This window comes from Faecalibacterium prausnitzii, assembly GCF_049532945.1.
GTDB lineage: Bacteria > Bacillota > Clostridia > Oscillospirales > Ruminococcaceae > Faecalibacterium > Faecalibacterium prausnitzii_N.
On sequence record NZ_CP186691.1, the window covers coordinates 676,464 to 699,186 of the forward strand.

Consider the following 22,723-nt stretch of genomic DNA (forward strand, 5'->3'; position numbering starts at 1 on the left):
TTTTTTTGAACTGCAATCCTTTCACCGTGCCACTTGGCAAAACATTCAAAAATTCAATAGGCTGTTTTGGTAAACTGCCCAAACAGGCAGGTTGAAGAATCGGCTTTAGTGCATACAAAGGTAATGATGTGAAACGCTATGGACATTTGTTTGAAAAGATCGTATCAATGGAAAACCTGTTCCGAGCATACAAGAATGCCAAGAAAGGAAAAGGTTGGTACAAAGAAGTAAAGGAAATAGAAAAGAATCCGTGGTATTACCTGGGATTGCTTCAGGAAATGATGCTGACCCACAACTATCACACTTCTGAATATGAAACCTTCTTCCGTAAGGAAGGAAAGAAAGTCCGTGAAATCTACAAGCTACCATTCTTCCCTGATCGGATCGCACAATGGGCAATCCTTCAGGTCATTGAACCACAGCTGCTGTCATACTTCACGGATGATACTTATTCAGCCATACCAAACAAGGGCATTCATGCAGCATTCAGAAAACTGAGAAATGCAGTTGACACCGTGCCGGATGAAATGACCTACTGCTGCAAAATCGACTGCCGGAAGTTCTATCCAAGTATTGACCACGACATCCTGAAAGCAAAGTACAGGAAGAAATACAAGGATCCGTTCCTTCTGGAACTGATTGATGAAATCATTGACAGCATCAGCACCTGTCCTGCAACAGATGAAAATATTGCGTTCTACATCTCAAGAGGAAAGCCGGTCAATGTGATCACCATCAACGGTGAACAGTTCATTGAAGATGTCGGCATTCCAATAGGCAACTATTTTTCACAGTATGATGGGAACTTCTACCTGTCAGACTTTGACCATTTCATGAAAGAAGTTGTCCATGTCAAGCACTATTACAGATACATGGATGACATCTGTGTCTTTGCAGACAGCAAAGAAGAACTTCACAGAATCCTTGCTATCATGGGGAACTACCTGAACACTGAACTGAATCTGAGGATCAAAGACAACTATCAGATCTTCCCCACGTTCATCCGTGGTGTTGATTTTGTCGGCTATCGGATATTTAGACACTACACACTTCTGAGGAAATCCACTGCTGAACAGATGAAGCAGAAGATGACTGCAATCAGAATCAAGGTGGAAGCCGGTCAGGAAATGAACTATTCAGAATGGTGTTCAATCAATTCCTATCAAGGCTGGTTGAAATACTGTGACAGCAACCGTCTTAGTGAAAAGTATATTGATCCGCTGCTTCCGTATGCGGACAGCTATTATAAAATACACGTCAAGAAAGGTGGAAAAAACAATGAAAAATCATGGAACTGTCAGAAGTTGTGTGCAGCCTAAAGCCGTTGAAATTGATGACTTCAGCGTCTGGGTTGCATCCAACATCAAGCCGGTCACTGAAGCCGGTACGAACGAACAGCCGGGGTTCAGCGGTTACGAATACGATCTGATCCAGTACGACAAGGACGAGTATATCAAGCTGCTGGATAACAAGAACACGTCCCTGGAAACCCAGATCACGGACACCCAGCTTGCCCTGTGTGAAGTCTATGAACTGATGGCGTAATGCAGAAAGGAAGGTGAACCAATATGGCAAAGGTGTATGCAGATCTGATCCGCAAGGGTATCAAGACCATTGATGATGTGCCGGACAAGCTGAAGGATGCAGTTCAGGCACTTCTGGACGGTGACAACTGATGCTTCATCAGCTGATCATAAAAATTTTATTCGGAAAGGATGTGAACACAATGGCAGTCATCTATGCAACTTTGATCATCAAAGGCAAAAAGACTTTTGCTGATGTCCCTGACAAGATCAAGGACAAGGTGAAGGAAGTCCTGATTGACCTGGATTGCCCTGAACTGGCTGAGTAAACAGCAAGACAAGGAAACTATCAGGTAACACACAAAGACCGTTATATGGGCTTATATGAAGCCACCAGACGGCAAAACGACAAGGTGAACATGAACAGCACTGTGATCTGTTGATTGCAGTGCTGTTCTATGTGTTCACAGACAATGAAAAGGAAGGTGCAATATGAAATATGATTTTATGGTGATCATTGGGATTGTTGGCAGCTTCGTTGCTTCCTTGTTTGGGGGGTGGGATTCTGCTTTGACTACGTTACTTATTTTCATGGGTGTTGACTACATCACCGGTCTGATCGTGGCAGGTGTTTTTCACAACAGCGGAAAGTCCAAGACCGGCGCACTGGAAAGCCGTGCCGGATGGAAGGGACTTTGCAGGAAGGGCATGACCCTTCTGATGGTGCTGATCGCTTGCAGACTGGATCTTGTCATGGGAACCAGCTTTGTCCGTGATGCTGTGGTCATTGCCTACATTGTGAATGAGTGCATCAGCATCATTGAAAATGCCGGTCTGATGGGACTGCCGATTCCGGCAGCACTGACCAAGGCTATTGATGTGCTGAAGCAGAAGTCTGAAAAGGAAGGTGACTGATATGGGAAATTCAGGACTGATCTGCTACACCAAACTGTCACCAAACCATTCCGGTCAGCGCACCCATGCCATTGACCGGATCACCCCGCACTGTGTTGTTGGGCAGCTGTCCTGTGAAACCATCTGTGACTGCTTCCCGGCAGGAAGGAACGCAAGCTGCAACTATGGCATTGGTAAGGATGGACGCATTTCCTTGTGTGTTGAGGAAAAGAACCGTTCCTGGTGCAGTTCCAGCAATGCCAATGACCAGCGGGCTGTGACCATCGAATGTGCTTCAGACAAGTCTGAACCCTTCGCTATGACCAACGCTGTTTATACGTCCCTGGTCAAGCTGTGTGTGGACATCTGCAAGCGTAATGGCAAGAAGAAACTGCTGTGGTTTGGGGACAAGGCAAAGACCCTTGCCTATAACCCGGCAGCGGATGAAATGGTCATCACCGTTCACCGCTGGTTTGCAAACAAGTCTTGTCCTGGTGACTGGCTTTATAGCAGACTGGGTGATCTGGCTGCACAGGTCACTGCACAGCTTAGTGGATCCACTAACAGTCAGACCGGATTCCCGGCAGTTCCGTTTCAGGTCAAGGTCACTGTGTCAGATCTGAACATCCGCAAAAATCCCAGTATGGGAAACAACACCACCGGCAAGTTCACCGGAACCGGCGTGTTCACCATCGTGAAAGTCAAAGATGGTTGGGGCAAGCTGAAGTCTGGTGCTGGCTGGATCTGGCTGAAGAATAGCAACTACTGCACGGTTCTGAATACCGTGGGTTAAAAGAGAAAGAGAGGACACAATGTTCAATTACAAAATTTCTACTGGCACTCTGGCACGGACTGCCGTGTTGCTTTTGGCACTGACCAATCAGGTACTGTCTGCCCTTGGCAAGCCGGTTCTGCCTATCGAAAGTCAGACTGTGGAACAGCTGGTGACCGCCGGCATCACCACCGTGGCCGCGCTGATCAGCTGGTGGAACAACAACAGCTTCACTCAGGCTGCAATCCAGGCAGACGCAGAACTGGAACGCCTGAAGAATCAGGTTCACTGATCTGCACGTTTGATGTCTGTGCCGTGTTTCTAATTTGTTACTAAATACCACCGAAATGCACCGATTCACGGCAACTGAAACACTGAACTTTTCAGTGTTTTCAGGCGGTGTGCGGTGTGTACAAGATAGCAAATTTATGGTACAATAAATTTTGATTCAAACCAGCGGGAGGGGACACAGATGCAGGATTCGACCATTGCAGCCATTGCAACAGCACCGGGCGCAGGCGGCATTGCCGTCGTGCGCCTTTCGGGGCCGGAGAGCTACGCCGTGGCGGCGCGGGTGTTCCGCCCCGCGAACCCGGACCGGACTGTGGCCGGGGCCAAAGGATATACTGCCCTGTTCGGAACATTTCTGGAAGGGGACGAAGCCTTTGATGAGGGGGTGGCCCTGCTTTTCCGCGCGCCCCACAGCTATACCGGCGAGGACGTGGTGGAGCTTTCCTGCCATGGCGGCAGCGCCGTGGCCCGCCGTCTGGTGGAAGCCTGTCTTGCTGCCGGTGCTCAGCCTGCCGCGCCCGGCGAGTACACCCGCCGCGCGTTCCTGAACGGCAAGCTGGGTCTGACGCAGGCCGAAGCGGTGATGGATCTGATCTCGGCGGATGGCCGTCAGGGTGCCGCGCTGGCCAATGCCGCGCTGGGCGGTGCGCTGGCCAGAAAGATCGCCGCCGAAAAGGAGGCCCTGACCAGCTTGCAGGCCCATCTGGCCGCATGGGTGGATTTTCCCGAAGAGGATGTGCCGGAGCTGGATGAACACCATCTGCAAGCCGTGCTGGGCAGCGTGAAGGACGAGTTGGATGTCCTCATCCGGAACTACGATGCCGGGGCCGTTCTGCGCGAAGGTGTGGACTGCGCCATTGTGGGCAGACCAAATGCGGGCAAATCCACACTGCTCAACCTGCTGGCCGGGTTCGATAGGGCCATCGTCACGCCGGTGGCTGGCACCACCCGTGACGTGGTGGAGCAGGCGGTACAGCTGGGGGATATCCAGCTGAATCTGTTCGATACCGCCGGTCTGCGCGAGACTGAAGATGCCATTGAAGCCGAGGGCATCCGCCGCAGTTGGAAAAAGCTGGAGGAGGCCGGGCTGGTGCTGGCCGTCTTCGACGGTTCGGAGCCGCTGACGCGGGAGGACCTTGCGCTGGCCCGGAAGTGTGCGGGCCGCCCGGCCATTGCCCTCATCAACAAGGAGGACAAGCCGACCCGGTTCGACGCGGAGGTCATCGCGCCCTATTTCGCGATGGTGCTGCCGGTGTGCTGTCAGGAGGAGGGGGCACGGAAGCTCATCGCCTCGGCGGTGGCGCGGCTGCTGGGCACGAACCAGATCGACCCCCACGCTGCCAGCCTTTCGGGGCAGCGGCAGCTTGCCGCCGCCACCCGTGCGCGGGAAGCGGTCGCCGGTGCGCTGGAGGCTGCAGCGGGCGGATTCGGGCTGGATGCCGTATCGGTCTGCGTGGATGATGCACTGGATGCCCTGTGTGACCTGACCGGCGAAAATGCGTCGGAAGCGGTCATCAACGAAGTATTTGAACGATTTTGTGTGGGAAAGTAAAAATGAACCACTTAGGAGATTATGACGTCATTGTGATCGGCGCAGGCCATGCGGGCATTGAAGCGGCCCATGCGGCTGCAACGCTGGGCGCGAGAACGGCCGTGTTTACCATGAGTCTGGATGCCATTGGCAACATGCCCTGCAACCCCAGCATTGGCGGCACGGCAAAAGGCACGCTGGTACGTGAATTGGATGCGCTTGGCGGCGTGATGGGCCTTGCTGCAGATGCCACCTATCTGCAGAGCCGGATGCTCAACAAGGGCAAAGGCCCGGCGGTGCACGCCCTGCGTGTGCAGACCGACCGCAAGCGCTACCATGAATATATGAAGCATGCATTGGAACTCACGCCCGGCCTTGCCATCCATCAGGCTGAGGTTGTGAGCATCGAGACCGAGAACGGCCGTGTGAAGGGCGTTGTGACCCAGCTGAACGGGGAATACAGCGCCAAATGCGTGGTCATTGCCACCGGCACGAACCTTGGCGGCAAAATTTTTGTGGGCGATGCGTGGTACGCCTCCGGCCCGGACGGGATGCACGCCGCTAACGCCCTGACCGACAGCCTGAAGGCTGCCGGGCTGCCGCTGCGCCGGTTCAAGACCGGCACCCCTGCCCGGGTGCACCGCCGCAGCATCGATTTTTCCAAGCTGGAATGCCAGCCCGGCGACCCGGACAATGAGCTGCAGCCCTTCAGCTTTATGACCGATGCACCCATGCACAACAAGGTGGAGTGCTGGATCGCCTATACCAACCCCGAGACCCACAGGATCATTCTGGATAACATCCAGCGCAGCCCGCTCTATGGCGGCATGATCGAGGGCGTCGGCCCGCGCTACTGCCCCTCCATTGAGGATAAGGTGGTGCGCTTTGCGGGCAAGGACCGCCACCCCATTTTTGTGGAACCCTGCGGCGAGAACACCGAAGAGATGTATCTGCAGGGTGCCTCCAGCAGCCTGCCGGAGGATGTGCAGAATGCCTTCTACCGCAGTATCAAAGGGTTTGAGAACATCGAGATCATGCGCCCGGCCTACGCCATCGAGTACGACTGCGTGGACCCCACCAGTCTGGAAGCCACGCTGGAAAGCAAGGTGGTGCGGGGACTGTACGGTGCGGGCCAGTTCAACGGCACCTCCGGTTACGAGGAAGCCGCCGCACAGGGCCTGCTGGCAGGTTTGAACGCCGCCCGCAATGCGCTGGGCAAAGAGCAGCTCATTCTGCCGCGCCACACCAGCTATCTGGGCACGCTGGTGGACGATCTGGTCACCAAAGGGGTCATGGACCCCTACCGCATGATGACCAGCCGCAGCGAGTACCGCCTGACCCTGCGTCAGGACAACGCTGACCAGCGGCTGACCCCCATCGGCAGGGAATACGGCCTTGTGCAGGATGACCGCTGGGCCAAGTACCAGCATACCCAGAGCATTCTGGAAGCGGAGCGCCGCCGCCTGCACGAGACGCATCTGCGCACCGCAGACCTGCGCGCCGCCATGGAAGCGGCCGGTCTTGCCCCTGCTGCCGAGGGCGGCATTGCGGAAGAGCTGCTGCGCCGACCGGAGATCAGCTATCCGCTGCTGGCCGGTGTCATCGGCTGGGGCGAGGAGATCACCCCCATGCTGGCCGAACGGCTGGAGACCGAGATTAAGTATGCGGGCTACATTGCCCGGCAGGACCGGATGATCCGGGACGTGGCCCGGCACGAAAAGACCCTGATCCCAGATGATTTTGAATATTCCGACCTGACCGGCCTGACACTGGAAGCCCGCGAAAAGCTGGCCCGCATCCGGCCGAAGAACCTCGGTCAGGCGGGGCGCATCCCGGGCGTATCGCCCTCCGATGTGGCGCAGCTGAGCATCGCGCTGGCCGCAGGCCCCCGGAAAGATTGAGAGAGAATGCCAGGGCCTCTCCTAAAAGGAGAAGCCACCATGCACCGACCTACGTAAAGCTCGCCGGGGAATGACCCGTCCGAACACGCGAAACACCTGAAACGAAAAGGAACAAACGATGATCGACAAAAACAGACTGGAAGCAAAATGTTCCACATGGAACATCACCCTCACCGGCACCCAGCTGGACCAGCTGGATGCCTTTGCCGAAATTCTAGTGGACTACAACCAGAAGGTCAACCTGACCGCTATCACCGACCCCGAGGGGATCGAGGATAAGCACTTCCTCGACAGCCTGCTGTTTGCCAGCCAGCCGGAAGTGGCGGGCCGCATGGTGGATGTGGGTGCAGGCGCAGGCTTCCCGGGCATCGTGACCAAAATCTACAAGCCGGAACTGGAGTTGACCCTGATGGAGCCCACCGGCAAGCGGGTGGAGTTTTTGAAGTACGCCTGTGCACAGCTGGGCTTGACCGGCGTGGAGTTTGCAAAGGAGCGCGCCGAGGAAGCCGCCCGCAAGGCGTGGCGTGAACAGTTTGATCTGGCCTCGGCCCGTGCAGTGGCCGCGCTGCCCATGCTGGCCGAATACTGTCTGCCGCTGGTAAAGGTGGGCGGCAATTTCCTCGCCATGAAAGGCTCTTCCGGTGAGGAAGAACTGGCCGCAGCGCGCGGTGCCATCAAAAAGCTGGGCGGCGAGTACAAAGAGACCCGCACTCTGCACCTTCCGGGCGGCGACACCCGCACCCTGATCCTGTGCAAAAAGATTTCGCAGACTCCGACAGCCTACCCCAGAAACGGCGGAAAAATTGCGAAAAGCCCGTTGAAATAACGAAATACCGATAGAATTTTGTAAAACCCTGCCGAACGAAACTTCTGGCAGGGTGTTTTGTTTTCTGGTACACTGGGGATAGAACGAGGCTTGTTTTCCACCTTTTCCTGAGAAATTGTTGAAAACAAGCGCATACTTTGGTGAAAGGGGTATTTTTATGTTTGAACGTAGAAGATCCGCTGGAAAGATCGTGCAGCTCCCGGTGGAAGACATCCATCCCTCGCCGTATCAGGCGCGCACGACCTTCGATGAACAGGAGCTTGCGGGGCTGGCCCAGAGCATCCGAGAAAATGGTCTGCTGCAGCCCATCTCGGTGCGGAAGACCGACAGCGGCTATGAACTGGTTGCGGGTGAGCGGCGGCTCCGCGCCTGCAAGCTGGCGAAGATGGGGACCATTCCATCCATCGTCTGCAACTTCACCGACCAGCGCACCGCCGCGCTGGGCCTGCTGGAAAACATCCAGCGCGCAGACCTGAACCCCTTTGAGCAGGCGCAGGGCTTAAAGGATGTGATGGTGCTGTGGGACTGCACCCAGGCCGAGGCCGCCAAACGTCTGGGCATGGCGCAGCCCACCCTTGCCAACAAGCTGCGGCTTTTGCAGCTGAACGCCGATCAGCGGCAGTTCGTGCTGGACAACAACCTCACGGAGCGCCATGCCCGGGCGGTGCTGCGTTTGCCGGAGAACCGCCGCAGTGAAGCCCTCATCATGATCGCCAAGCGGAAGATGAACGCCCGCGCGACCGACCTTTACATCGACCAACTGCTGAACGAGACGTCGCAGGGCAAGCACCGCATCTCGATGGTCAAGGATGTGCGTATTTTTGTGAACACCATCGACCATGCCATCCGTCTGATGACCGATAATGGTGTGCCCGCCACTGCCCACCGGGAGGAGCGGGACGGCTACATTGAGTACACCGTCCGCATCCCAACTGCTGCGGCCCAGAAATAGGGGAGGGCAGAATTGTTCCATGTGGAACATCCGGAGCCGAAAAAACAATAGCAAAAACGCGCCGGGAAGCGAAAGAATTTGAAAAAATCGAACGGAGGAAGCAAAATCTGCGAATGCGGGGCCGTTTTCGCGTAAAATTATAAAGAATCGGGTTCAAAAAGCCGCGCTGATGTGCTATACTAAAGAATAAAGGGGTCCGCAGACGGGAAAACGGCGGCCCGACCTCGAATGTTCCATGTGGAACAAAAAGTTTTCCTGAGAGGAAGAAAACGCGCGTGGCAAAAATTGTAGCAATTGCGAACCAGAAGGGCGGCGTTGGCAAAACCACCACCGCCGTCAACCTGTCGTCCTGCGTTGCGGCGCTGGGCAAGCGGGTGCTCATCGTAGACCTTGATCCGCAGGGCAATACCACCACCGGCTACGGCATCCCGAAGCGCAGCGTCGAGCTGGGGACGTATGAGATGCTCATCGGCGAGGCGAGCGCCCGGCAGGCCATCCGTAAGACCGAGTACCGCACCGATGTCATCGGCTCCAACACCCGTCTGGCCGGTGCCAGTCTGGAAATGATCGACCTGCCCGCTCGTGAGAGCCGCCTGCGCAAGGCGCTGGCCGAGGTGCAGAAGGACTATGACTTCATCTTTATCGATTGTCCGCCCAGTCTGGACCTGCTCACGCTGAACGGCCTGAGTGCCTGCGACAGCGTTCTCATTCCGGTGCAGTGCGAGTATTACGCGCTGGAGGGTCTTTCGGAGCTGATCAGCACCTTAAAGACCATTCGCAAAAAGTACAATCCGTATCTGGATATCGAGGGCGTGGTGTTCACCATGTTCTCCGGCCGCCTGAACCTGACCGTGCAGGTGGTGGAGCAGGTGCAGAAGTATTTCGGCTCCAAGGTGTACAAGACCACCATCCCGCGCTCCATCCGCATTTCGGAGGCGCCCAGCTACGGCCAGCCCATCAATTTCTATGAACCCAAGGGCAAGGGCAGCGAAGCGTACATGGATCTGGCAATCGAATTTGTCAAGAACAACCGCCCGCACGAGCCTGCCAAACGGCGCGGCAAGGGCAGCAGTGCACCCGCCGAACCGAAAAATGCGCTGGAAGAAGTAAAGCAGGGGGAAGTATAAGGAGATGGCAAAGAAAAGAGGGGGCCTCGGCCGAGGGCTGGAAAGTCTGTTCGAGGACGTTTCGCCCAGCTTTGAGCCCGACAATGCAAAGATCGAGACCCTGCCGCTGCGGGAGATCGAGCCTGACCCCGACCAGCCCCGCAAGACCTTTGATGACGAGACATTGGCCGAGCTGGCCTCCAGCATCGCTGAACATGGCCTCATCCAGCCCATCGCGGTGCGGCCCAAGGTGTCCGGCGGCTACAGCATCGTGGCGGGTGAGCGCCGCTGGCGTGCCTGCCGCATGGCAGGGCTGAACGATGTGCCGGTGGTCATTAAGGAAGTCAGCGACGAGCAGGCCATGGAGCTGGCTCTGGTGGAAAATCTGCAGCGCGAGGATCTGGACCCGGTGGAAGAAGCAACCGGCATCCGGGAGCTGATGACCCGCTGCGGCCTGACGCAGGAGCAGGCGGCACAGAAGCTGGGCAAGAGCCGCAGCGCACTGGCCAACAGCCTGCGCCTGCTGAACCTACCGGAAAACGTGCTGGAACTGCTGAAAAGCGGCTTTATCAATATCGGCCACGCAAAGGTGATCCTGAGCCTGCCCACACCGGAGTTGCAGGAGCAGGCGGCGCAGATCATTGCGGACAACCAGTTGAATGTGCGTCAAGCCGAGGCACTGTGCAAAAAGCTGGCAAAGCCCGCAAAGGAGCCCAGAGAGCCCCAGCCGCGGGGCACCCTGCCGGTGGAGGTGGAAGAAAGCCTCAAGCAGGTGCTGGGCAGCGAGGTGAACGTGGCCTACCACGACGGCAAGGGCAGGCTGACCGTGCATTTCTATTCCGATGAACAGCTGCGGGCCTTTGCCAACCTGCTGGGACAGTACCAGAACGAAGAATAAAGCGATCCAAGGCGGGCGACCGTCTTTGAACGGCACAGGGGAGGGGATCTTCTGTGCGAACCGAAATAGAGCAAGGAGAGTCAATCATGCTTGATATCAAATTTGTCCGTGAAAACCCGGACGCTGTCAAGGAAAACATCAAGAAGAAGTTTCAGGATGCAAAGCTCCCGCTGGTGGACGAGGTCATCGAGAAGGATGCCAAGTACCGCGCATGCCTGAAGGAAGTGGAAGCCCTCAAGGCTGCCCGCAACAAGCTGAGCAAGGCCAACGGCCCCCTGTTCGGCCAGCTGAAGAAGTGCACCGATGAGGCACAGAAGGCTGAGCTGCAGGCTCAGATCGATGCCAACAATGCCGCCGTCAAGGCCGACGCCGACAAGATGGCTGAACTGGAAAAGGAAGAAGAGACCCTGTCCGCACGCATTCAGGAGATCATGTACACCATTCCGCAGATGATCGATCCCAGCGTGCCCATCGGCCCGGATGATACCTACAACGTGGAAGCACAGCGCTTTGGTGAGCCTGTGGTGCCCGATTTCCCCATTCCGTACCACACCGAGATCATGGAGAGCTTCGACGGCATCGATATGGACGCTGCAGGCCGCGTGGCCGGCAACGGTTTCTACTATCTGCTGGGCAACATCGCCCGCCTGCACGAGGCTGTGCTGGCCTATGCCCGCGACTTTATGATCAACAAGGGCTTCACCTATGTGATCCCTCCCTTCATGATGCACGGCAACGTGGTGCAGGGTGTCATGTCCTTCCCGGAAATGGATGCCATGATGTATAAGATCGAGGGTGAGGACCTGTACCTGATCGGTACCAGCGAGCACACCATGATCGGCCGCTTCATCGACCAGACTCTGGACGAGGCCACTCTGCCCCTGACCCTGACCTCCTACAGCCCCTGCTTCCGCAAGGAAAAGGGCGCTCACGGCATCGAGGAGCGCGGCATTTACCGCATCCATCAGTTCGAGAAGCAGGAAATGATCGTGGTCTGCCGCCCCGACGAGAGCGCTGACTGGTACGAGAAGCTGTGGAAGAACTCTGTGGAGCTGTTCCGCAGCATGGAGATCCCGGTGCGTCAGCTGAACTGCTGCTCCGGCGACCTGGCCGATCTGAAGGTGAAGAGCTGCGATATCGAAGCATGGAGCCCCCGCCAGCAGAAGTACTTCGAGGTCTGCTCCTGCTCCAATCTGGGCGATGCACAGGCACGCCGCCTGCACATCCGCGTGAAGGGCAAGGACGGCAAGACCTATCTGGCCCACACCCTGAACAACACCTGCGTGGCACCTCCGCGTATGCTGATCGCCTTCCTGGAGAACCATCTGCAGGCCGACGGCACCGTGACCATCCCCGAAGTGCTGCAGCCGTATATGGGCGGCCTGAAGGTCATGGTCCCCACCCACAAGAAGGGCTGAGAGCTGACCACACAGTTTTCCACAGCAACGCAATAAGATGTTGAAAACACCCCGCTTTACCGTTTGCTGACGCAGACGATCGAGCGGGGTGTTTGCTGTTGATGGGGGACGATTTCTTCACGGCAGTCTCGCCTCGTAGATATTCCTGGTACGCTAGGACCCGCGCACTAAGCAACAGCCCACTGGGCTGATTGCTTACGGTGCTTCGCACCGCCGCCCTGTTCGATTCCCGTGCGGGCAAAAAATAAAAGCGTTCAAGCCTTTGCTTGAACGCTTTTATGACCCGTACGGGAATCGAACCCATGTTACAGCCGTGAAAGGGCCGTGTCTTAACCGCTTGACCAACGGGCCTTAGAAATACAGAGCTTCGCTAAAACCTCCGACTTCCATCGTCCACTACTGCAGACGACCGTCCCCCTAACCTTAGCGAAACTCTGTAAAAGTGGTAGCGGTAACTGGATTTGAACCGGTGACACTTCGGGTATGAACCGAATGCTCTAGCCAACTGAGCTATACCGCCACATATTGTTTGTGCACTTGAACAGTGCTCTATTATTATATCCAGAACTCGCCTGTTTGTCAACAATTATTTCTAAAAAAATCAAATTTTTTTCAGATCTCCGGTACAGCCCGAAAAACGAGCGGCTGCACTGCCGCAGCCGCTCGAACATGGGGCGTTTTCCGTGCCGTCACTCCCGGTACTTTTCCATCATCTCTTTGAACAGGATGGCCGGGGACGGCGGAGTGTAGGTGATGGCGTTGGCACCGGCGGCGATGGTGGCCGAGATGCTCTCGCCGGTCTTGCCGCCGCTGGCGATGATGGGGACATCCGGAAACGCATCGCGGATCTTTTTCACGATGCGGGGCGTGTCGGTGCTGCAAGCCACATTCAGGATGGATGCACCGGAATCGAGGCGGGTACGGATGTCGGTGTCCGCCTTGGTCACGGTGATGATGACCGGGATGTCCACCACCCGCGAGACCGCCAGCAGATTCAGGTCGGAAATGGGGGAGTTGAGCACGACGCCCATGGCACCCTGGCTCTCGACGTCGCGGGCCAGGTTCAGGGTGCGCACACCGTGGGTGGTGCCGCCGCCCACGCCGCAGAACACCGGGATGTAAGAGGCCTTGATGATGGCGTCACTGATGGCCTGTTGAGGCGTGAACGGATAGACGGCGAAGACGGCGTCGGCATCGCAGTTGCGGATGATGGCGAGGTCGGTGGTGAAGACGAAGCTCTTCAGCCGCCGCCCGTTGATGACGATGCCGCTGGCCTGATAGACCTCCTGCGGCATTTTCAGGATGTTGTGGCGCAGGCGGCTCTCGACGTTGGGGGATGCTTTCTTTTCAGCTGCCATAGGGGGATACCTCCAGATGATTCCGATGTGATTCAAATTTGAATCAAATTATAAGAAAGAAGGCCCCGGAATGCAATGAACTGCCCGTAAACTTTATGAAAACAAAGATCACCCTCTCCGGGCAAATTCCAGAATGTCCATCGGCACGGCGGCCAGAGCGTCGGCTCCGGCTGCGGTAAGCTCCGCTTCGCCCCGGAAGCCCCACAGCGCGCCCATGGCGGGCAGTCCGGCATTGTGTCCGGTGAGGATGTCCACATCACTGTCGCCCACAAAAAGGGTGCTGGCGGCCTCTGCACCGAGGTCCTGCATCAGGGCATAGACGCCGGTGGGGTCAGGCTTGGTGGGCACATTCGGGCGGCTGCCCCGGACAAGCTCGAACCGACCGGTGCCGAAATAGTGGGCGATGATCTTGCCGCAGAGCGGGTCGGCCTTGTTGGAAAAGACGGCGGTCTGGATGCCTTCGGCCTTCAGGGCGTCCAGCAGCTCCGGGATGCCGGGATAGGGGGCCGTCTTGTCCTCCTTGTGGGCGTCGTACCGGGCAGTGAATTCGGCCAGCGTGGCCGCCAGCTGCTCCGGCGTGCGGGCATTTTCCGGCGAGAAGCGCTCCACCAGCTTCGGGATGCCGTTGCCCACCATGTGCTTGAACTGTTCCACCGTAAAGGTGGGCCAGCCATGCTGTGCACACACCCAGTTGCCTGCATCGGCAAGGTCGTCGATGGTGTTCAGAAGGGTGCCGTCCAGATCAAAAAGGATCGTTTTTATCATAAGATTCGACTTCTTTCCAAAAATTCAAAACATTTCTGTGCGTCCCGCCACGGGATGCTGCGCACCGTCAGCCGGACAAAGCCGGGGAAGGCGACGGTCAGATTGGTGCGGTCTGCATGGACGGCCCAGGGCGACTGCCGGGCCGTCAGGCAGATGTCCGGATGGAAGACGCAGATGCTGTGCAGATAGATGCCCCGCTGCCGCCGCAGGGTCAGACGCCCCTCCCGCAGCCAGACCCCCTCCCGGCGGTAGCCCATCGCGCCGCCCGCCAGCCCTGCCGCAAAGAAAAAGGTGGGGAACAGCAGGGTCACGGTCAGGCCGGGCAGGGTGGAGCGGGAGATGAGGGTGAGCAGGGCGCAGAGGGCAAAGGGTGCTCCGGCGGGAGCAAAAAAGATGAGACTGCGCTGTTCTGTCCGGGCCAGAAGGTCCGGCGGCATCCGAAATTCGGGCAGAAGCTCCCGGAAAAGCGCTTCCTCCCCGGAACGGTAAACGAAGAGCGGCAGCTCCGGCGAGCAGCTGCCCGCCGTCACGAAGACCGGCCAGCGCCGCATCAGCCGGGCAAAGGGGGAAAGGCGGACGTCGGCAAAGCTGATCTGGTCGCTCTTCACCCGGCACTCGAACCGGTCCAGCCAGCCGCCGCGGCTGCCGATCTGGGTGCTGGTGTGCCAGACCTCGTAGTGCACCGTCTGCACAAAGCTGCGCAGCAGGCTCAGCCCCAGCAGAAAGCCGGAGAAGGCCAGCAGCCAGGCCGCACCGGCGGGCAGCCACCGCGCCGCCAGCCCGGCCAGAAAGTTGATCTGCGCAAAGGCCAGCTCATAGCGGTCCGGGCCCTGCTGCGTCTGCCGGATGGCCAGCAGAAAGAGCGCCAGCGTGGAAAGGCTGTTGGCCCCCAGCAGCCCCAGCGCAGCCCGCTCGCCGCCTTTGGGCCGGTGCAGGCTGGGGGCCTCGATGGGGAGCAGCTGGTCGGCCAGATGCTGCGCATCGGCCCGGCGGAGGCAGAGGGTCAGGGTGCGCTGTTTCGGTTCGCCCACAGGATAGAGCGTCACCCGGCTGGCACCGGCCAGCCGGTAATAAAACGGCCGTTCGATGGTCAGGGCTGCCAACGAAGCGCCCCGCACCGTCCGGTCGAACCGGAACAGGAGCTTCCAGTGGAGGCAGAAGGTGCCGCTTTCATCCAAAGACCAGCTGCTTGCGTGGAGGATGAGCCAGCTCAGCGCACAGACCAGCAGAAAGAGGATGAGATCCTGCCGGAGCGCTGCCCGCAGCGCCGCCCAGTTGCGGGCAAACAGCACACGGAGGAGCGGCACCAGATAGAGCACCAGCGTTTTGCGGAGGACCCGCAGGGCGGCAAAGGGGTGCAGACGATGTTCGGTCATGGGGCGTCCTCCGCAAGGGCACAGGCCAGCGCCGCCGCCTGCGTGGCGGGCACGGCAGGCAGCAGCACCCGTGCGCCGGGAGCCGAGATGACCAGCACCGTGGCTCCGGCCAGCCGCAGCAGCGGCGAGCGGAACTGCTGGACACCGGTCACGGCCCGGCGGGGCACCACCCGCCGCACCGGAAAGGTGATGCCGGCATAGATGGTCAGGGTGTGTTCCCCCAGCACGGCAGCATAGCTGCAGGCCCGCGCCCGCAGCAAGGCCGTGAGCATGGCCCAGAGCAGGCAGAAGACTGCCCCGGCTGGTACACTCTGCCAGAAGGCGAACGGCGCAAGGAACAGCCCAGCGGCTGCTGCCCAGACGCACAGCACGGCCCGGCCCTTGGGCGGGATGATCAGCGCCGTGCGCAGCAGGTCACGTTCGGTCATTTGTCGGAAAGGCCCCAGGCATCCATCAGCAGGTGCAGGGTGTCATCCTGCGTCAGGCAGAGGATGCGGTCCCATGGCAGCAGGGTGGTGTTGCCGTGGGGGATGATGAACTCCGCATCGCGGGTGATGCTGACCAGGATGGCATCGCCGGGGATGGGAATGTCCATGATGGCCTTGCCTGCGTAGAGGAAGTTCTCCGGCAGCAAAATTTCGTTCAGGCTGGCAGTGCCGCCGCCCAACGAGAGCAGCTGGCGGATGGTATCCGTCTCGATCTCGCGCTCAAGGATGTGGCTCAGGTTGTCGGTGCCGCACACTACGGTGTCCACACCTAAGGTGTGCAGCAGCTCGCGATTCTTGGGGTTGGAGGCCCGGGCCACGGTGCGGTTCACGCCAAATTCCCGCTTTGCGATCTGGCAGGCAACAAGGTTGTTCTCGTCCGCACCGGTCACGGCCACAAAGGCATCGCAGCTGGCAACGTCGGCCGTGCGCATGGTGTCAAAGCTGATGGCATCGCCGCAGATCACCGGGATATCCAGCTGGTCGGCCAGCATCCGGCACTGCGCTTCCACCGGTTCGATGATGACGACGGAATGGTGGTTGGCCAGCAGGCTCTGGGCCAGATACCGCCCCACGCGCCCGCCGCCGGCAATACAAACTTTCATACAAAACCTCGATATTACTTAAAGTTTATCTTTTTGCCGCCGCAAAACGGCCGGAGAGGCCTTACTTTGCCAGTGCGCGGAACACGGCCTGTTCTGTGAGGATGGTGGGGCAGATGGTCTCCAGCCCGTAGACCTTGTGGTACAGCACCTGCAGGTGCGGGTCGGACACGCGGCAGATCACCTTCTCACGGCGGAAGATGCTTTTTGCGATCTGTGCCGCCATCAGGTTTACCGAGTCGTCCTCGCTCACAGCGGCCACGGCATCGCAGCTGTCAATGCCGCCCTGCCGCAGGGTATCCGGGTCGGTGGGGTCGCCCACCAGAGCCGTGCCGCCAAAGCTGTAGTCGTCAAAGGCATCCAGACGCTTGAGCTGTTCGGGATCCTTTTCGATCAGCGAGATATCATGGCCGATGCGTTCCAGATCGCGCACCAGGGCGGCACCTACCTGGTCGCAGCCGATGACAAGAATGTTCATGGATGATACCTCGCTGTTTTCAGAACGCAGAAGATCCTGCGTCAAAATGGTCCCACAAAGGGGAAATGGAGCTGCCCTCAGTATAGCATATTTCCCGGCACAGATAAATAGAGAAGCTGTCACCGGGGCGGAACTGTAAAAATTTGAAAATTTCCGTGCGGAAGACCGCATAGTATGGTATACTGAACGGAGAGTCCGAAATCGACAAAAGATCAGCGCATCGTTTTGCGCTGCACAGGAGGAACCAAATGTTTTTTGAAATATTGAAAGCCATCCTGATGGGCATTGTGGAGGGCATTACCGAGTGGCTTCCCATTTCGTCCACCGGTCATATGATCCTGCTGGAACAGATCATCAAATTCAACGCAAGCGAAGAGTTCATGTCCATGTTCCGTGTGGTCATCCAGCTGGGTGCCATCATGGCCGTGGTGGTGCTGTTCTGGGGCAAGCTGTGGCCCTTTGGCATCCGGCACGGCCGGGTGGCGTCCAAGCCGGAAGTCTGGCAGCTCTGGTTCAAGGTGGTGGCTGCCACCCTGCCCGTGCTGGTCATCAGCCCGCTGGACGACTGGATGGAAGCTCACTTCTACAATTACATCACGGTTGCCGCGATGCTCATTCTGTACGGCGCGCTGTTCTTTGTTGTGGAGAACCGCCGCGCCGCGCCGCACGTGAGCCGGCTGGAGCAGATCACCTACCGCGATGCCATCATCATTGGCCTGTGGCAGTGTCTGGCCATCATTCCGGGCACCTCCCGCTCCGGTGCCACCATCGTGGGCGGCCTGCTGCTGGGCCTGTCCCGCGCCTGTGTGGCAGAGTTCACCTTCTATCTGGCCATCCCGGTCATGGCGGGCGCATCCCTGCTCAAGGTGGTCAAGTTCGCCCTTTCCGGCGCAGCCATCACCGGGTCGGAGGTCGCCGTCCTCGTCACGGGCTGCGTCGTGGCTTTCGTGGTCAGCCTTGCCGCCATCCGCTTCCTGATGGATTACGTCAAGCGCCACGATTTCAAGTTCTTTGGTGCCTACCGCATCGTGCTGGGCATCATCGTGCTGGCCGTTGCTGCGGTCAGCGCCATTGCATAAGAAAACCGGATCGTTTCAGACAAAGGAGGTCTTCTGGTGAGCAGGATGAAAAAATGGGGTCTTCTGGCGGTGCTGCTGCTTTCGCTGTTTGTGTTTACAGCATGCGAGGAATTGCCGCCGGAAATAGATACGACGCATATTCCCTATGCAAACAGCCGGACAGCAGCTGTTTTTAGTGGGCTTCGAAATGGGCGGATCAAGATTACCTACACGTCGGATATCTGGTGGAAGGTGATCCAAGGAGAACTCTATGCAGACCTGGGTTCCAACCGCGTACAGATCCATGCGGTGAGAAATTCGTATGATTTCTATCAGCGGGAAGAGGGCATGACCTGCTACACACTGGACGTGAATGAAAAGACCTATACCGAGGAAATGTCCAGTGGGGAAGGCATGCTTCATGTGGCTAAGATTCTGACGACCGGCGGAAGCGGAACGGTGACGCTGACACGAGAACTGATTGATGACTGGTACGAGAACTGTGAGCAGCTCTACGACGGAGATCAGCTGGTCGCGACCTGCATCTTCGATGGAGCGGAGCTAAAGTACATCCGCACAACGCTCATGGAAAACGAGGTCGTTCTCCGCATCGACAGCATGAGCAGCTCGTTCGATTCCGGCGAGATGAACATCGCCGGGTTCCCGGAGCAGTACACCAAGGTCGCAGAACTAAAGCGGGTGAAAGAACTGCAGGAGCGTTATTGAGGCAATAAAGCAATGTCCCCGCAGTGGAAGCAGCAGCTCCATGGCGGGGATCTTTGCTGTGCAGAATTGCACCCATCCACCGGCTGTGCTATACTGAGAACATAGAAAACATAAGAGAGACCCCGGCGGCGGGGAAGCGCCGCAGGATTCAACCAAAACAAGAGGAGACTGCAATGGAAGGATCGACTGTTTACTTTACGGATTTCCGCTGTCCCGTGGGCACCAGCCTGCTGGACAAGCTGCGCCGCGTGTGCATTGCTGCCGGCATCAAGGACATTGATATGGATGGCAAATTCGTTGCCATCAAGATGCATTTCGGTGAGCTGGGCAATCTGGCATTCCTGCGCCCCAACTACGCCAAGGTGGTGGCTGACCTGTGCAAGGAGCAGGGCGGTCTGCCGTTTCTGACCGATTGCAACACCCTGTATCCGGGCAGCCGCAAGAACGCACTGGAGCACCTCACCTGTGCCCAGCTGAACGGCTTCTGGCCCATGACCACCGGCTGTCAGGTCATCATTGCGGACGGTCTGCGCGGCACCGATGAGGCAGAGGTGCCGGTGCCGAACGGCGAATACTGCAAGACGGCAAAGATCGGCCGCGCCATCATGGATGCGGATATCTTTATCAGCCTGACCCATTTCAAGGGCCACGAATCCACCGGCTTCGGCGGTACTCTCAAGAACATCGGCATGGGCTGCGGCTCCCGCGCGGGCAAGATGATACAGCACGCCGCCGGACACCCGGAGGTGCAGCAGAGCCTGTGCCGCGGCTGCCACCGCTGCGCCAAGGAGTGCGGCTCCGATGCCATTACCTACGATGCAAACAACAAGGCCGTCATTGACCAGACCAAGTGCAAGGGCTGCGGCCGCTGCATCGGTGCCTGCAACTTTGACGCCATCTATTCCCAGTGCGACAGCGCCAATGAGATGCTGGACCGCAAGATGGCCGAATACGCCGCCGCAGTCTGCTATGACCGCCCGACCTTCCACATCAGCCTTGTGCAGGACATCAGCCCCAACTGCGACTGCCACTGCGAGAACGATGCTCCCATCCTGCCGGATATCGGCATCTTTGCGTCCTTTGACCCGGTGGCGCTGGATCAGGCCTGCGCGGACGCCTGCCTGAATGCACAGCCGCTGCCGAACAGCCAGCTGGGCCAGAACCTTGCAAAGCCCGGCTGGAACTGCCACCACGACAACTTCAAGGATTCCAACCCCAATATCGAGTGGAAGGCCACGCTGGATCAGGCCGAAAAGATCGGCATGGGCACCCGCCGGTACACCCTGAAAAAGGTCTGAGATAACGCAAACGAGCCACGGCGTTTCGCCGTGGCTCGTTCTGTTTGCTGGACTTAATATTCGCTGGATGCCGGGACGAGGGCGTCGATGACGTCCTGCAGGGCCTGCCAGTTCTCTTCCGAGCAGTCGGGCAGCTCTTTGGCGTTCAGGCCGGCATCCTCGATGCGGCCGGTCATGCTGGACGTGTCGGTCAGCAGGGCGTTGGCGTCCTCCTTGATGAGGGGCCAGGCGTCTGCAAAGCTGTCCTGTTCATCGGTGGAGAGGCTGTCGTACCACTCGGTATAGGCGTCTTCGATGACATCGGTGGTCTGCATGGCCAGATTGCCGTTCTCGGCCCAGCTCAGCAGGGAATCCGCCGCGATGACCGACTTCAGCGAACAGCCCGAAACGCCGGGGCCCCAGCCCAGGCAGGGCGCAAAGGCGTCCTGCGTGGAGGCGGGGGAGAAGATGGAGTTGTCGCTCTCATCCAGATTCGGGGTCAGCTTGCCGGTGTTGGCCTGCGTCGTGGAAGAAGGGATGCTCTCGCTGGAAGCAGCGGAGCTGGACGACGAAGCGGCATCGCCGCCGTCGGTTCCGGACGAAGTGCTGCATCCGGCCAGCAGGCAGGCGAGCAGGGCTGCACACACCAGCAGGGAAAGGATACGGTTGCGGATCATAGCGTGTTCCTCCTTTTATCGGTTCCCGGCCAAAGCCGGGGAGTCTCTGGGTACAGTTCTAGTATACTGTTCCGCTGCGCGGTTGTCAATTGTCGTGTGCAGGACGAATTTCAACCCGTCCTGTGCAAATTGTACAAACTTTGACAGTAATTTTTGCCTTCGGGCAGGATTGACAATTTTTGCGCTGTATCGTATAATTCATTCGTAAAATAAAATGAGCTGGCCGGTGTGCCGTGCCGGAAAGGAGGACAAACAAGTGCAGAAATTCCTGCAAAAGCTCGAAGGAGTCTCGCAGGCGCTTCTGGACCCGCTGTCTTATCTGACGGCGGCGGGCCTGCTGCTGGTGGTGGGCGCACTGCTCACCAGCAGCCCGCTGCGCCAGCTGCTCCCGGTGCTGAACTGGACGCCGATCCGCCTTGCGGGCGGGCTGCTGTACAACAGCATGATGGTGATCGTCAACAACCTCAGCATCTTCCTCTGCGTGGGCATCGCCGCTGCGCGCACCCGCACCGAAAAGCAGGAGGCCGCACTGCTGGCCCTCATGGCCTATCTCGTCTTCCTGACGGCCAACCACACGACACTGGAGATCCTGGGCCGCCTAGCCGAGTCCGACGGCCTGACCGGCCTTGCCGCCACGGGTCAGACGAGCATCCTGGGCATCCAGGTCATGGACACCGGTGTGACGGGCGGCATCCTGCTGGGCTTTGCCGCCGCGAAGATCTTTGACTGCACCTGCGAAACGCAGTTCACCGGGCTTGTCACACAGGTGTATTCGGGTCTGCGGTGGTCGTTCCTGTGCATCGCGGCTTTTGCGGCGGCGTTCGGGATGGCGGTCTGCTTTGTCTGGCCGCCCCTGCAGGAGGGCATCCGCGCCATGACGGGTTGGATCGCAGCTTCGGGCTATGCGGGCATTTTTCTGTATGGCTTCCTGGAACGGCTGCTCATCCCTACAGGGCTGCATCATCTGGTGTATATGCCGTTCCAGTTCTCGCAGCTGGGCGGTTCCATGACTGTGGGTTCGGTGACCTACACGGGAGCCTATATGGTCACGATGGCGGAATACTCCTACGGCCTGCCCCTGACCGATGACATCGTGTGGATGTACACCGGCTTCACCAAAACGTTCGGCTATCTGGGCATCGCGGCGGCGTTCATCCTCACTGCCAAAAAGGAGCGCCGGAAGCGCACGGCTGCGGCCATCCTGCCGCTGGCGGTCACAGCGTCGCTGGCGTCCATCACCGAACCGGTCGATTTCCTGTTCTGCTTCGTCTCGCCGGTGCTGTGGGTGCTCCATGCGGCCCTTGCAGGCGGCTTCATGGTCCTGCTGAATGCGCTGCAGGTCCGGGCGTTCACCTCCAACCTGCTGGGTTCGCTGGTGTTCAACCTGAGCGCCGCCCCGCAGCAGATGCATCGCGTCCCGCTGCTCTACCTGCTGGGCGTTCTGGAGATCCTGACCTATGTGGTGGTCTTTTCGGTCATCATCCGTGTGTTCGACCTGCCCACGCCCGGCCGGGCACCGGAGCGGGAAACAGCCGCGCGGCAGATCGACCCGGAAGGCATCCGGCGGCTTTTGGCGGCGCTGGGCGGGCGGGAGAACATCCGCACGGTGGACAACTGCTTTACCCGCCTGCGCATCACCGTGAAAGATCCCGACCGGCTGGATACGGCGGCGCTGCTGGCCATGCCCCATAAAGGGCTGGTGCAGGACGGCCCCTATTTGCAGCTGGTCTGCGGCTTGCAGGCAGCACGGGTGCGCCGGGCCGTGGACCGGGAGCTGGAACAGTGTGCGGCGGTCTGAGTTGCTTTTTG

25 protein-coding genes and 2 tRNA genes are annotated in these 22,723 nt (G+C 58.5%); 18 read left to right on the plus strand and 9 right to left on the minus strand.

Annotation, left to right across the window (positions count from 1 at the left end; all coding sequences use genetic code 11):
• The first annotated feature begins 128 nt into the window (after nt 1-128).
• From ACNQFG_RS03405 to serS, 14 genes are all read left to right on the plus strand, one after another.
• Complete coding sequence (locus ACNQFG_RS03405; protein ID WP_423406000.1) at nt 129-1,319, plus strand: RNA-directed DNA polymerase; 1,191 nt, start codon at nt 129-131, stop codon at nt 1,317-1,319.
• Complete coding sequence (locus ACNQFG_RS03410) at nt 1,309-1,545, plus strand: hypothetical protein (RefSeq protein WP_423406001.1); 237 nt, start codon at nt 1,309-1,311, stop codon at nt 1,543-1,545. The genes ACNQFG_RS03405 and ACNQFG_RS03410 overlap by 11 nt, the downstream gene beginning before the upstream one ends.
• A gap of 23 nt (nt 1,546-1,568) precedes the next feature.
• Complete coding sequence (locus ACNQFG_RS03415; RefSeq protein ID WP_423406002.1) at nt 1,569-1,676, plus strand: CD1375 family protein; 108 nt, start codon at nt 1,569-1,571, stop codon at nt 1,674-1,676.
• Between the two features lie 50 nt (nt 1,677-1,726).
• Nucleotides 1,727-1,852: a CD1375 family protein gene (locus tag ACNQFG_RS03420; protein ID WP_423406003.1), complete on the plus strand. Its 126-nt coding sequence runs from the start codon at nt 1,727-1,729 to the stop codon at nt 1,850-1,852.
• A 178-nt stretch (nt 1,853-2,030) separates the two neighbouring features.
• On the plus strand, nt 2,031-2,438 hold the full coding sequence (locus ACNQFG_RS03425; protein ID WP_423406543.1) for a phage holin family protein: 408 nt from the start codon (nt 2,031-2,033) through the stop codon (nt 2,436-2,438).
• Between the two features lies 1 nt (nt 2,439).
• Nucleotides 2,440-3,210 carry a peptidoglycan recognition protein family protein gene (locus ACNQFG_RS03430; RefSeq protein ID WP_423406004.1) on the plus strand — a complete coding sequence of 257 codons (771 nt, stop codon included), beginning with the start codon at nt 2,440-2,442 and terminating at the stop codon, nt 3,208-3,210.
• A 19-nt stretch (nt 3,211-3,229) separates the two neighbouring features.
• Nucleotides 3,230-3,481, plus strand: coding sequence for a phage holin (locus ACNQFG_RS03435; protein WP_423406005.1), 252 nt, complete (start codon nt 3,230-3,232; stop codon nt 3,479-3,481).
• A gap of 180 nt (nt 3,482-3,661) precedes the next feature.
• Entirely contained in the window at nt 3,662-5,032 is a 1,371-nt protein-coding gene (gene mnmE / locus ACNQFG_RS03440) for a tRNA uridine-5-carboxymethylaminomethyl(34) synthesis GTPase MnmE (RefSeq protein ID WP_423406006.1), read from the plus strand.
• A gap of 2 nt (nt 5,033-5,034) precedes the next feature.
• The gene (mnmG, locus tag ACNQFG_RS03445; RefSeq protein ID WP_423406007.1) at nt 5,035-6,912 is read left to right on the plus strand and encodes a tRNA uridine-5-carboxymethylaminomethyl(34) synthesis enzyme MnmG; all 1,878 of its coding nucleotides are present in this window, start codon (nt 5,035-5,037) and stop codon (nt 6,910-6,912) included.
• Nucleotides 6,913-7,030: 118 nt separating this feature from the next.
• A complete protein-coding gene (gene rsmG / locus ACNQFG_RS03450) occupies nt 7,031-7,738 on the plus strand; it encodes a 16S rRNA (guanine(527)-N(7))-methyltransferase RsmG (RefSeq protein ID WP_423406008.1) in 708 nt (235 codons plus the stop codon).
• A 157-nt stretch (nt 7,739-7,895) separates the two neighbouring features.
• On the plus strand, nt 7,896-8,690 hold the full coding sequence (locus tag ACNQFG_RS03455) for a ParB/RepB/Spo0J family partition protein (RefSeq protein ID WP_423406009.1): 795 nt from the start codon (nt 7,896-7,898) through the stop codon (nt 8,688-8,690).
• A gap of 275 nt (nt 8,691-8,965) precedes the next feature.
• Nucleotides 8,966-9,817, plus strand: a complete 852-nt coding sequence (locus tag ACNQFG_RS03460; protein ID WP_423406010.1) for a ParA family protein — start codon at nt 8,966-8,968, stop codon at nt 9,815-9,817.
• Between the two features lie 4 nt (nt 9,818-9,821).
• Complete coding sequence (locus tag ACNQFG_RS03465; protein ID WP_423406011.1) at nt 9,822-10,694, plus strand: ParB/RepB/Spo0J family partition protein; 873 nt, start codon at nt 9,822-9,824, stop codon at nt 10,692-10,694.
• Between the two features lie 86 nt (nt 10,695-10,780).
• Entirely contained in the window at nt 10,781-12,112 is a 1,332-nt protein-coding gene (gene serS, locus ACNQFG_RS03470) for a serine--tRNA ligase (protein WP_005937144.1), read from the plus strand.
• A 279-nt stretch (nt 12,113-12,391) separates the two neighbouring features.
• Here the strand turns inward: serS and ACNQFG_RS03475 are convergent.
• The 8 genes from ACNQFG_RS03475 to ACNQFG_RS03510 all read right to left on the minus strand — a co-directional run bounded on the left by ACNQFG_RS03475 (nt 12,392) and on the right by ACNQFG_RS03510 (nt 17,176).
• A tRNA-Glu gene (locus ACNQFG_RS03475) sits at nt 12,392-12,463 on the minus strand.
• A gap of 92 nt (nt 12,464-12,555) precedes the next feature.
• Nucleotides 12,556-12,632, minus strand: a tRNA-Met gene (locus tag ACNQFG_RS03480).
• Nucleotides 12,633-12,801: 169 nt separating this feature from the next.
• Nucleotides 12,802-13,470, minus strand: a complete 669-nt coding sequence (locus ACNQFG_RS03485; RefSeq protein ID WP_423406012.1) for a hydrolase — start codon at nt 13,468-13,470, stop codon at nt 12,802-12,804.
• A gap of 108 nt (nt 13,471-13,578) precedes the next feature.
• On the minus strand, nt 13,579-14,235 hold the full coding sequence (locus ACNQFG_RS03490; protein ID WP_423406013.1) for an HAD family hydrolase: 657 nt from the start codon (nt 14,233-14,235) through the stop codon (nt 13,579-13,581).
• A complete protein-coding gene (locus tag ACNQFG_RS03495; RefSeq protein WP_423406014.1) occupies nt 14,232-15,611 on the minus strand; it encodes a PH domain-containing protein in 1,380 nt (459 codons plus the stop codon). The genes ACNQFG_RS03490 and ACNQFG_RS03495 overlap by 4 nt, the downstream gene beginning before the upstream one ends.
• On the minus strand, nt 15,608-16,039 hold the full coding sequence (locus ACNQFG_RS03500) for a PH domain-containing protein (protein WP_423406015.1): 432 nt from the start codon (nt 16,037-16,039) through the stop codon (nt 15,608-15,610). The genes ACNQFG_RS03495 and ACNQFG_RS03500 overlap by 4 nt, the downstream gene beginning before the upstream one ends.
• On the minus strand, nt 16,036-16,701 hold the full coding sequence (locus ACNQFG_RS03505; RefSeq protein ID WP_423406016.1) for a potassium channel family protein: 666 nt from the start codon (nt 16,699-16,701) through the stop codon (nt 16,036-16,038). The genes ACNQFG_RS03500 and ACNQFG_RS03505 overlap by 4 nt, the downstream gene beginning before the upstream one ends.
• 61 nt (nt 16,702-16,762) lie before the next feature.
• Entirely contained in the window at nt 16,763-17,176 is a 414-nt protein-coding gene (locus tag ACNQFG_RS03510; RefSeq protein ID WP_423406017.1) for a potassium channel family protein, read from the minus strand.
• A 248-nt stretch (nt 17,177-17,424) separates the two neighbouring features.
• On the opposite strand from ACNQFG_RS03510, the gene ACNQFG_RS03515 reads away from it, so the two are divergent.
• The 3 genes from ACNQFG_RS03515 to ACNQFG_RS03525 all read left to right on the plus strand — a co-directional run bounded on the left by ACNQFG_RS03515 (nt 17,425) and on the right by ACNQFG_RS03525 (nt 20,258).
• A complete protein-coding gene (locus ACNQFG_RS03515) occupies nt 17,425-18,255 on the plus strand; it encodes an undecaprenyl-diphosphate phosphatase (protein ID WP_423406018.1) in 831 nt (276 codons plus the stop codon).
• A 36-nt stretch (nt 18,256-18,291) separates the two neighbouring features.
• A complete protein-coding gene (locus ACNQFG_RS03520; protein ID WP_423406019.1) occupies nt 18,292-18,960 on the plus strand; it encodes a hypothetical protein in 669 nt (222 codons plus the stop codon).
• Between the two features lie 173 nt (nt 18,961-19,133).
• A complete protein-coding gene (locus tag ACNQFG_RS03525; RefSeq protein WP_423406020.1) occupies nt 19,134-20,258 on the plus strand; it encodes a DUF362 domain-containing protein in 1,125 nt (374 codons plus the stop codon).
• A gap of 53 nt (nt 20,259-20,311) precedes the next feature.
• Here ACNQFG_RS03525 and ACNQFG_RS03530 read toward each other — a convergent pair whose 3' ends face one another.
• Entirely contained in the window at nt 20,312-20,914 is a 603-nt protein-coding gene (locus tag ACNQFG_RS03530; protein ID WP_423406021.1) for a hypothetical protein, read from the minus strand.
• A 256-nt stretch (nt 20,915-21,170) separates the two neighbouring features.
• Between ACNQFG_RS03530 and ACNQFG_RS03535 the strand changes: the two genes are divergently transcribed.
• On the plus strand, nt 21,171-22,712 hold the full coding sequence (locus ACNQFG_RS03535) for a PTS transporter subunit EIIC (RefSeq protein WP_423406022.1): 1,542 nt from the start codon (nt 21,171-21,173) through the stop codon (nt 22,710-22,712).
• Nucleotides 22,713-22,723: the final 11 nt, after the last annotated feature.

Coding starts and splice junctions, on each gene's coding strand:
- ACNQFG_RS03415 (WP_423406002.1), top strand. CDS start 1,569: ATGGCAAAGGTGTATGCAGATCTGATCCGCAAGGGTATCAAGACCATT.
- ACNQFG_RS03420 (WP_423406003.1), top strand. CDS start 1,727: ATGGCAGTCATCTATGCAACTTTGATCATCAAAGGCAAAAAGACTTTT.
- ACNQFG_RS03425 (WP_423406543.1), top strand. CDS start 2,031: ATGGTGATCATTGGGATTGTTGGCAGCTTCGTTGCTTCCTTGTTTGGG.
- ACNQFG_RS03430 (WP_423406004.1), top strand. CDS start 2,440: ATGGGAAATTCAGGACTGATCTGCTACACCAAACTGTCACCAAACCAT.
- ACNQFG_RS03435 (WP_423406005.1), top strand. CDS start 3,230: ATGTTCAATTACAAAATTTCTACTGGCACTCTGGCACGGACTGCCGTG.
- mnmE (WP_423406006.1), top strand. CDS start 3,662: ATGCAGGATTCGACCATTGCAGCCATTGCAACAGCACCGGGCGCAGGC.
- mnmG (WP_423406007.1), top strand. CDS start 5,035: ATGAACCACTTAGGAGATTATGACGTCATTGTGATCGGCGCAGGCCAT.
- rsmG (WP_423406008.1), top strand. CDS start 7,031: ATGATCGACAAAAACAGACTGGAAGCAAAATGTTCCACATGGAACATC.
- ACNQFG_RS03455 (WP_423406009.1), top strand. CDS start 7,896: ATGTTTGAACGTAGAAGATCCGCTGGAAAGATCGTGCAGCTCCCGGTG.
- ACNQFG_RS03465 (WP_423406011.1), top strand. CDS start 9,822: ATGGCAAAGAAAAGAGGGGGCCTCGGCCGAGGGCTGGAAAGTCTGTTC.
- serS (WP_005937144.1), top strand. CDS start 10,781: ATGCTTGATATCAAATTTGTCCGTGAAAACCCGGACGCTGTCAAGGAA.
- ACNQFG_RS03485 (WP_423406012.1), bottom strand. CDS start 13,470: ATGGCAGCTGAAAAGAAAGCATCCCCCAACGTCGAGAGCCGCCTGCGC.
- ACNQFG_RS03490 (WP_423406013.1), bottom strand. CDS start 14,235: ATGATAAAAACGATCCTTTTTGATCTGGACGGCACCCTTCTGAACACC.
- ACNQFG_RS03495 (WP_423406014.1), bottom strand. CDS start 15,611: ATGACCGAACATCGTCTGCACCCCTTTGCCGCCCTGCGGGTCCTCCGC.
- ACNQFG_RS03500 (WP_423406015.1), bottom strand. CDS start 16,039: ATGACCGAACGTGACCTGCTGCGCACGGCGCTGATCATCCCGCCCAAG.
- ACNQFG_RS03505 (WP_423406016.1), bottom strand. CDS start 16,701: ATGAAAGTTTGTATTGCCGGCGGCGGGCGCGTGGGGCGGTATCTGGCC.
- ACNQFG_RS03510 (WP_423406017.1), bottom strand. CDS start 17,176: ATGAACATTCTTGTCATCGGCTGCGACCAGGTAGGTGCCGCCCTGGTG.
- ACNQFG_RS03515 (WP_423406018.1), top strand. CDS start 17,425: ATGTTTTTTGAAATATTGAAAGCCATCCTGATGGGCATTGTGGAGGGC.
- ACNQFG_RS03525 (WP_423406020.1), top strand. CDS start 19,134: ATGGAAGGATCGACTGTTTACTTTACGGATTTCCGCTGTCCCGTGGGC.
- ACNQFG_RS03530 (WP_423406021.1), bottom strand. CDS start 20,914: ATGATCCGCAACCGTATCCTTTCCCTGCTGGTGTGTGCAGCCCTGCTC.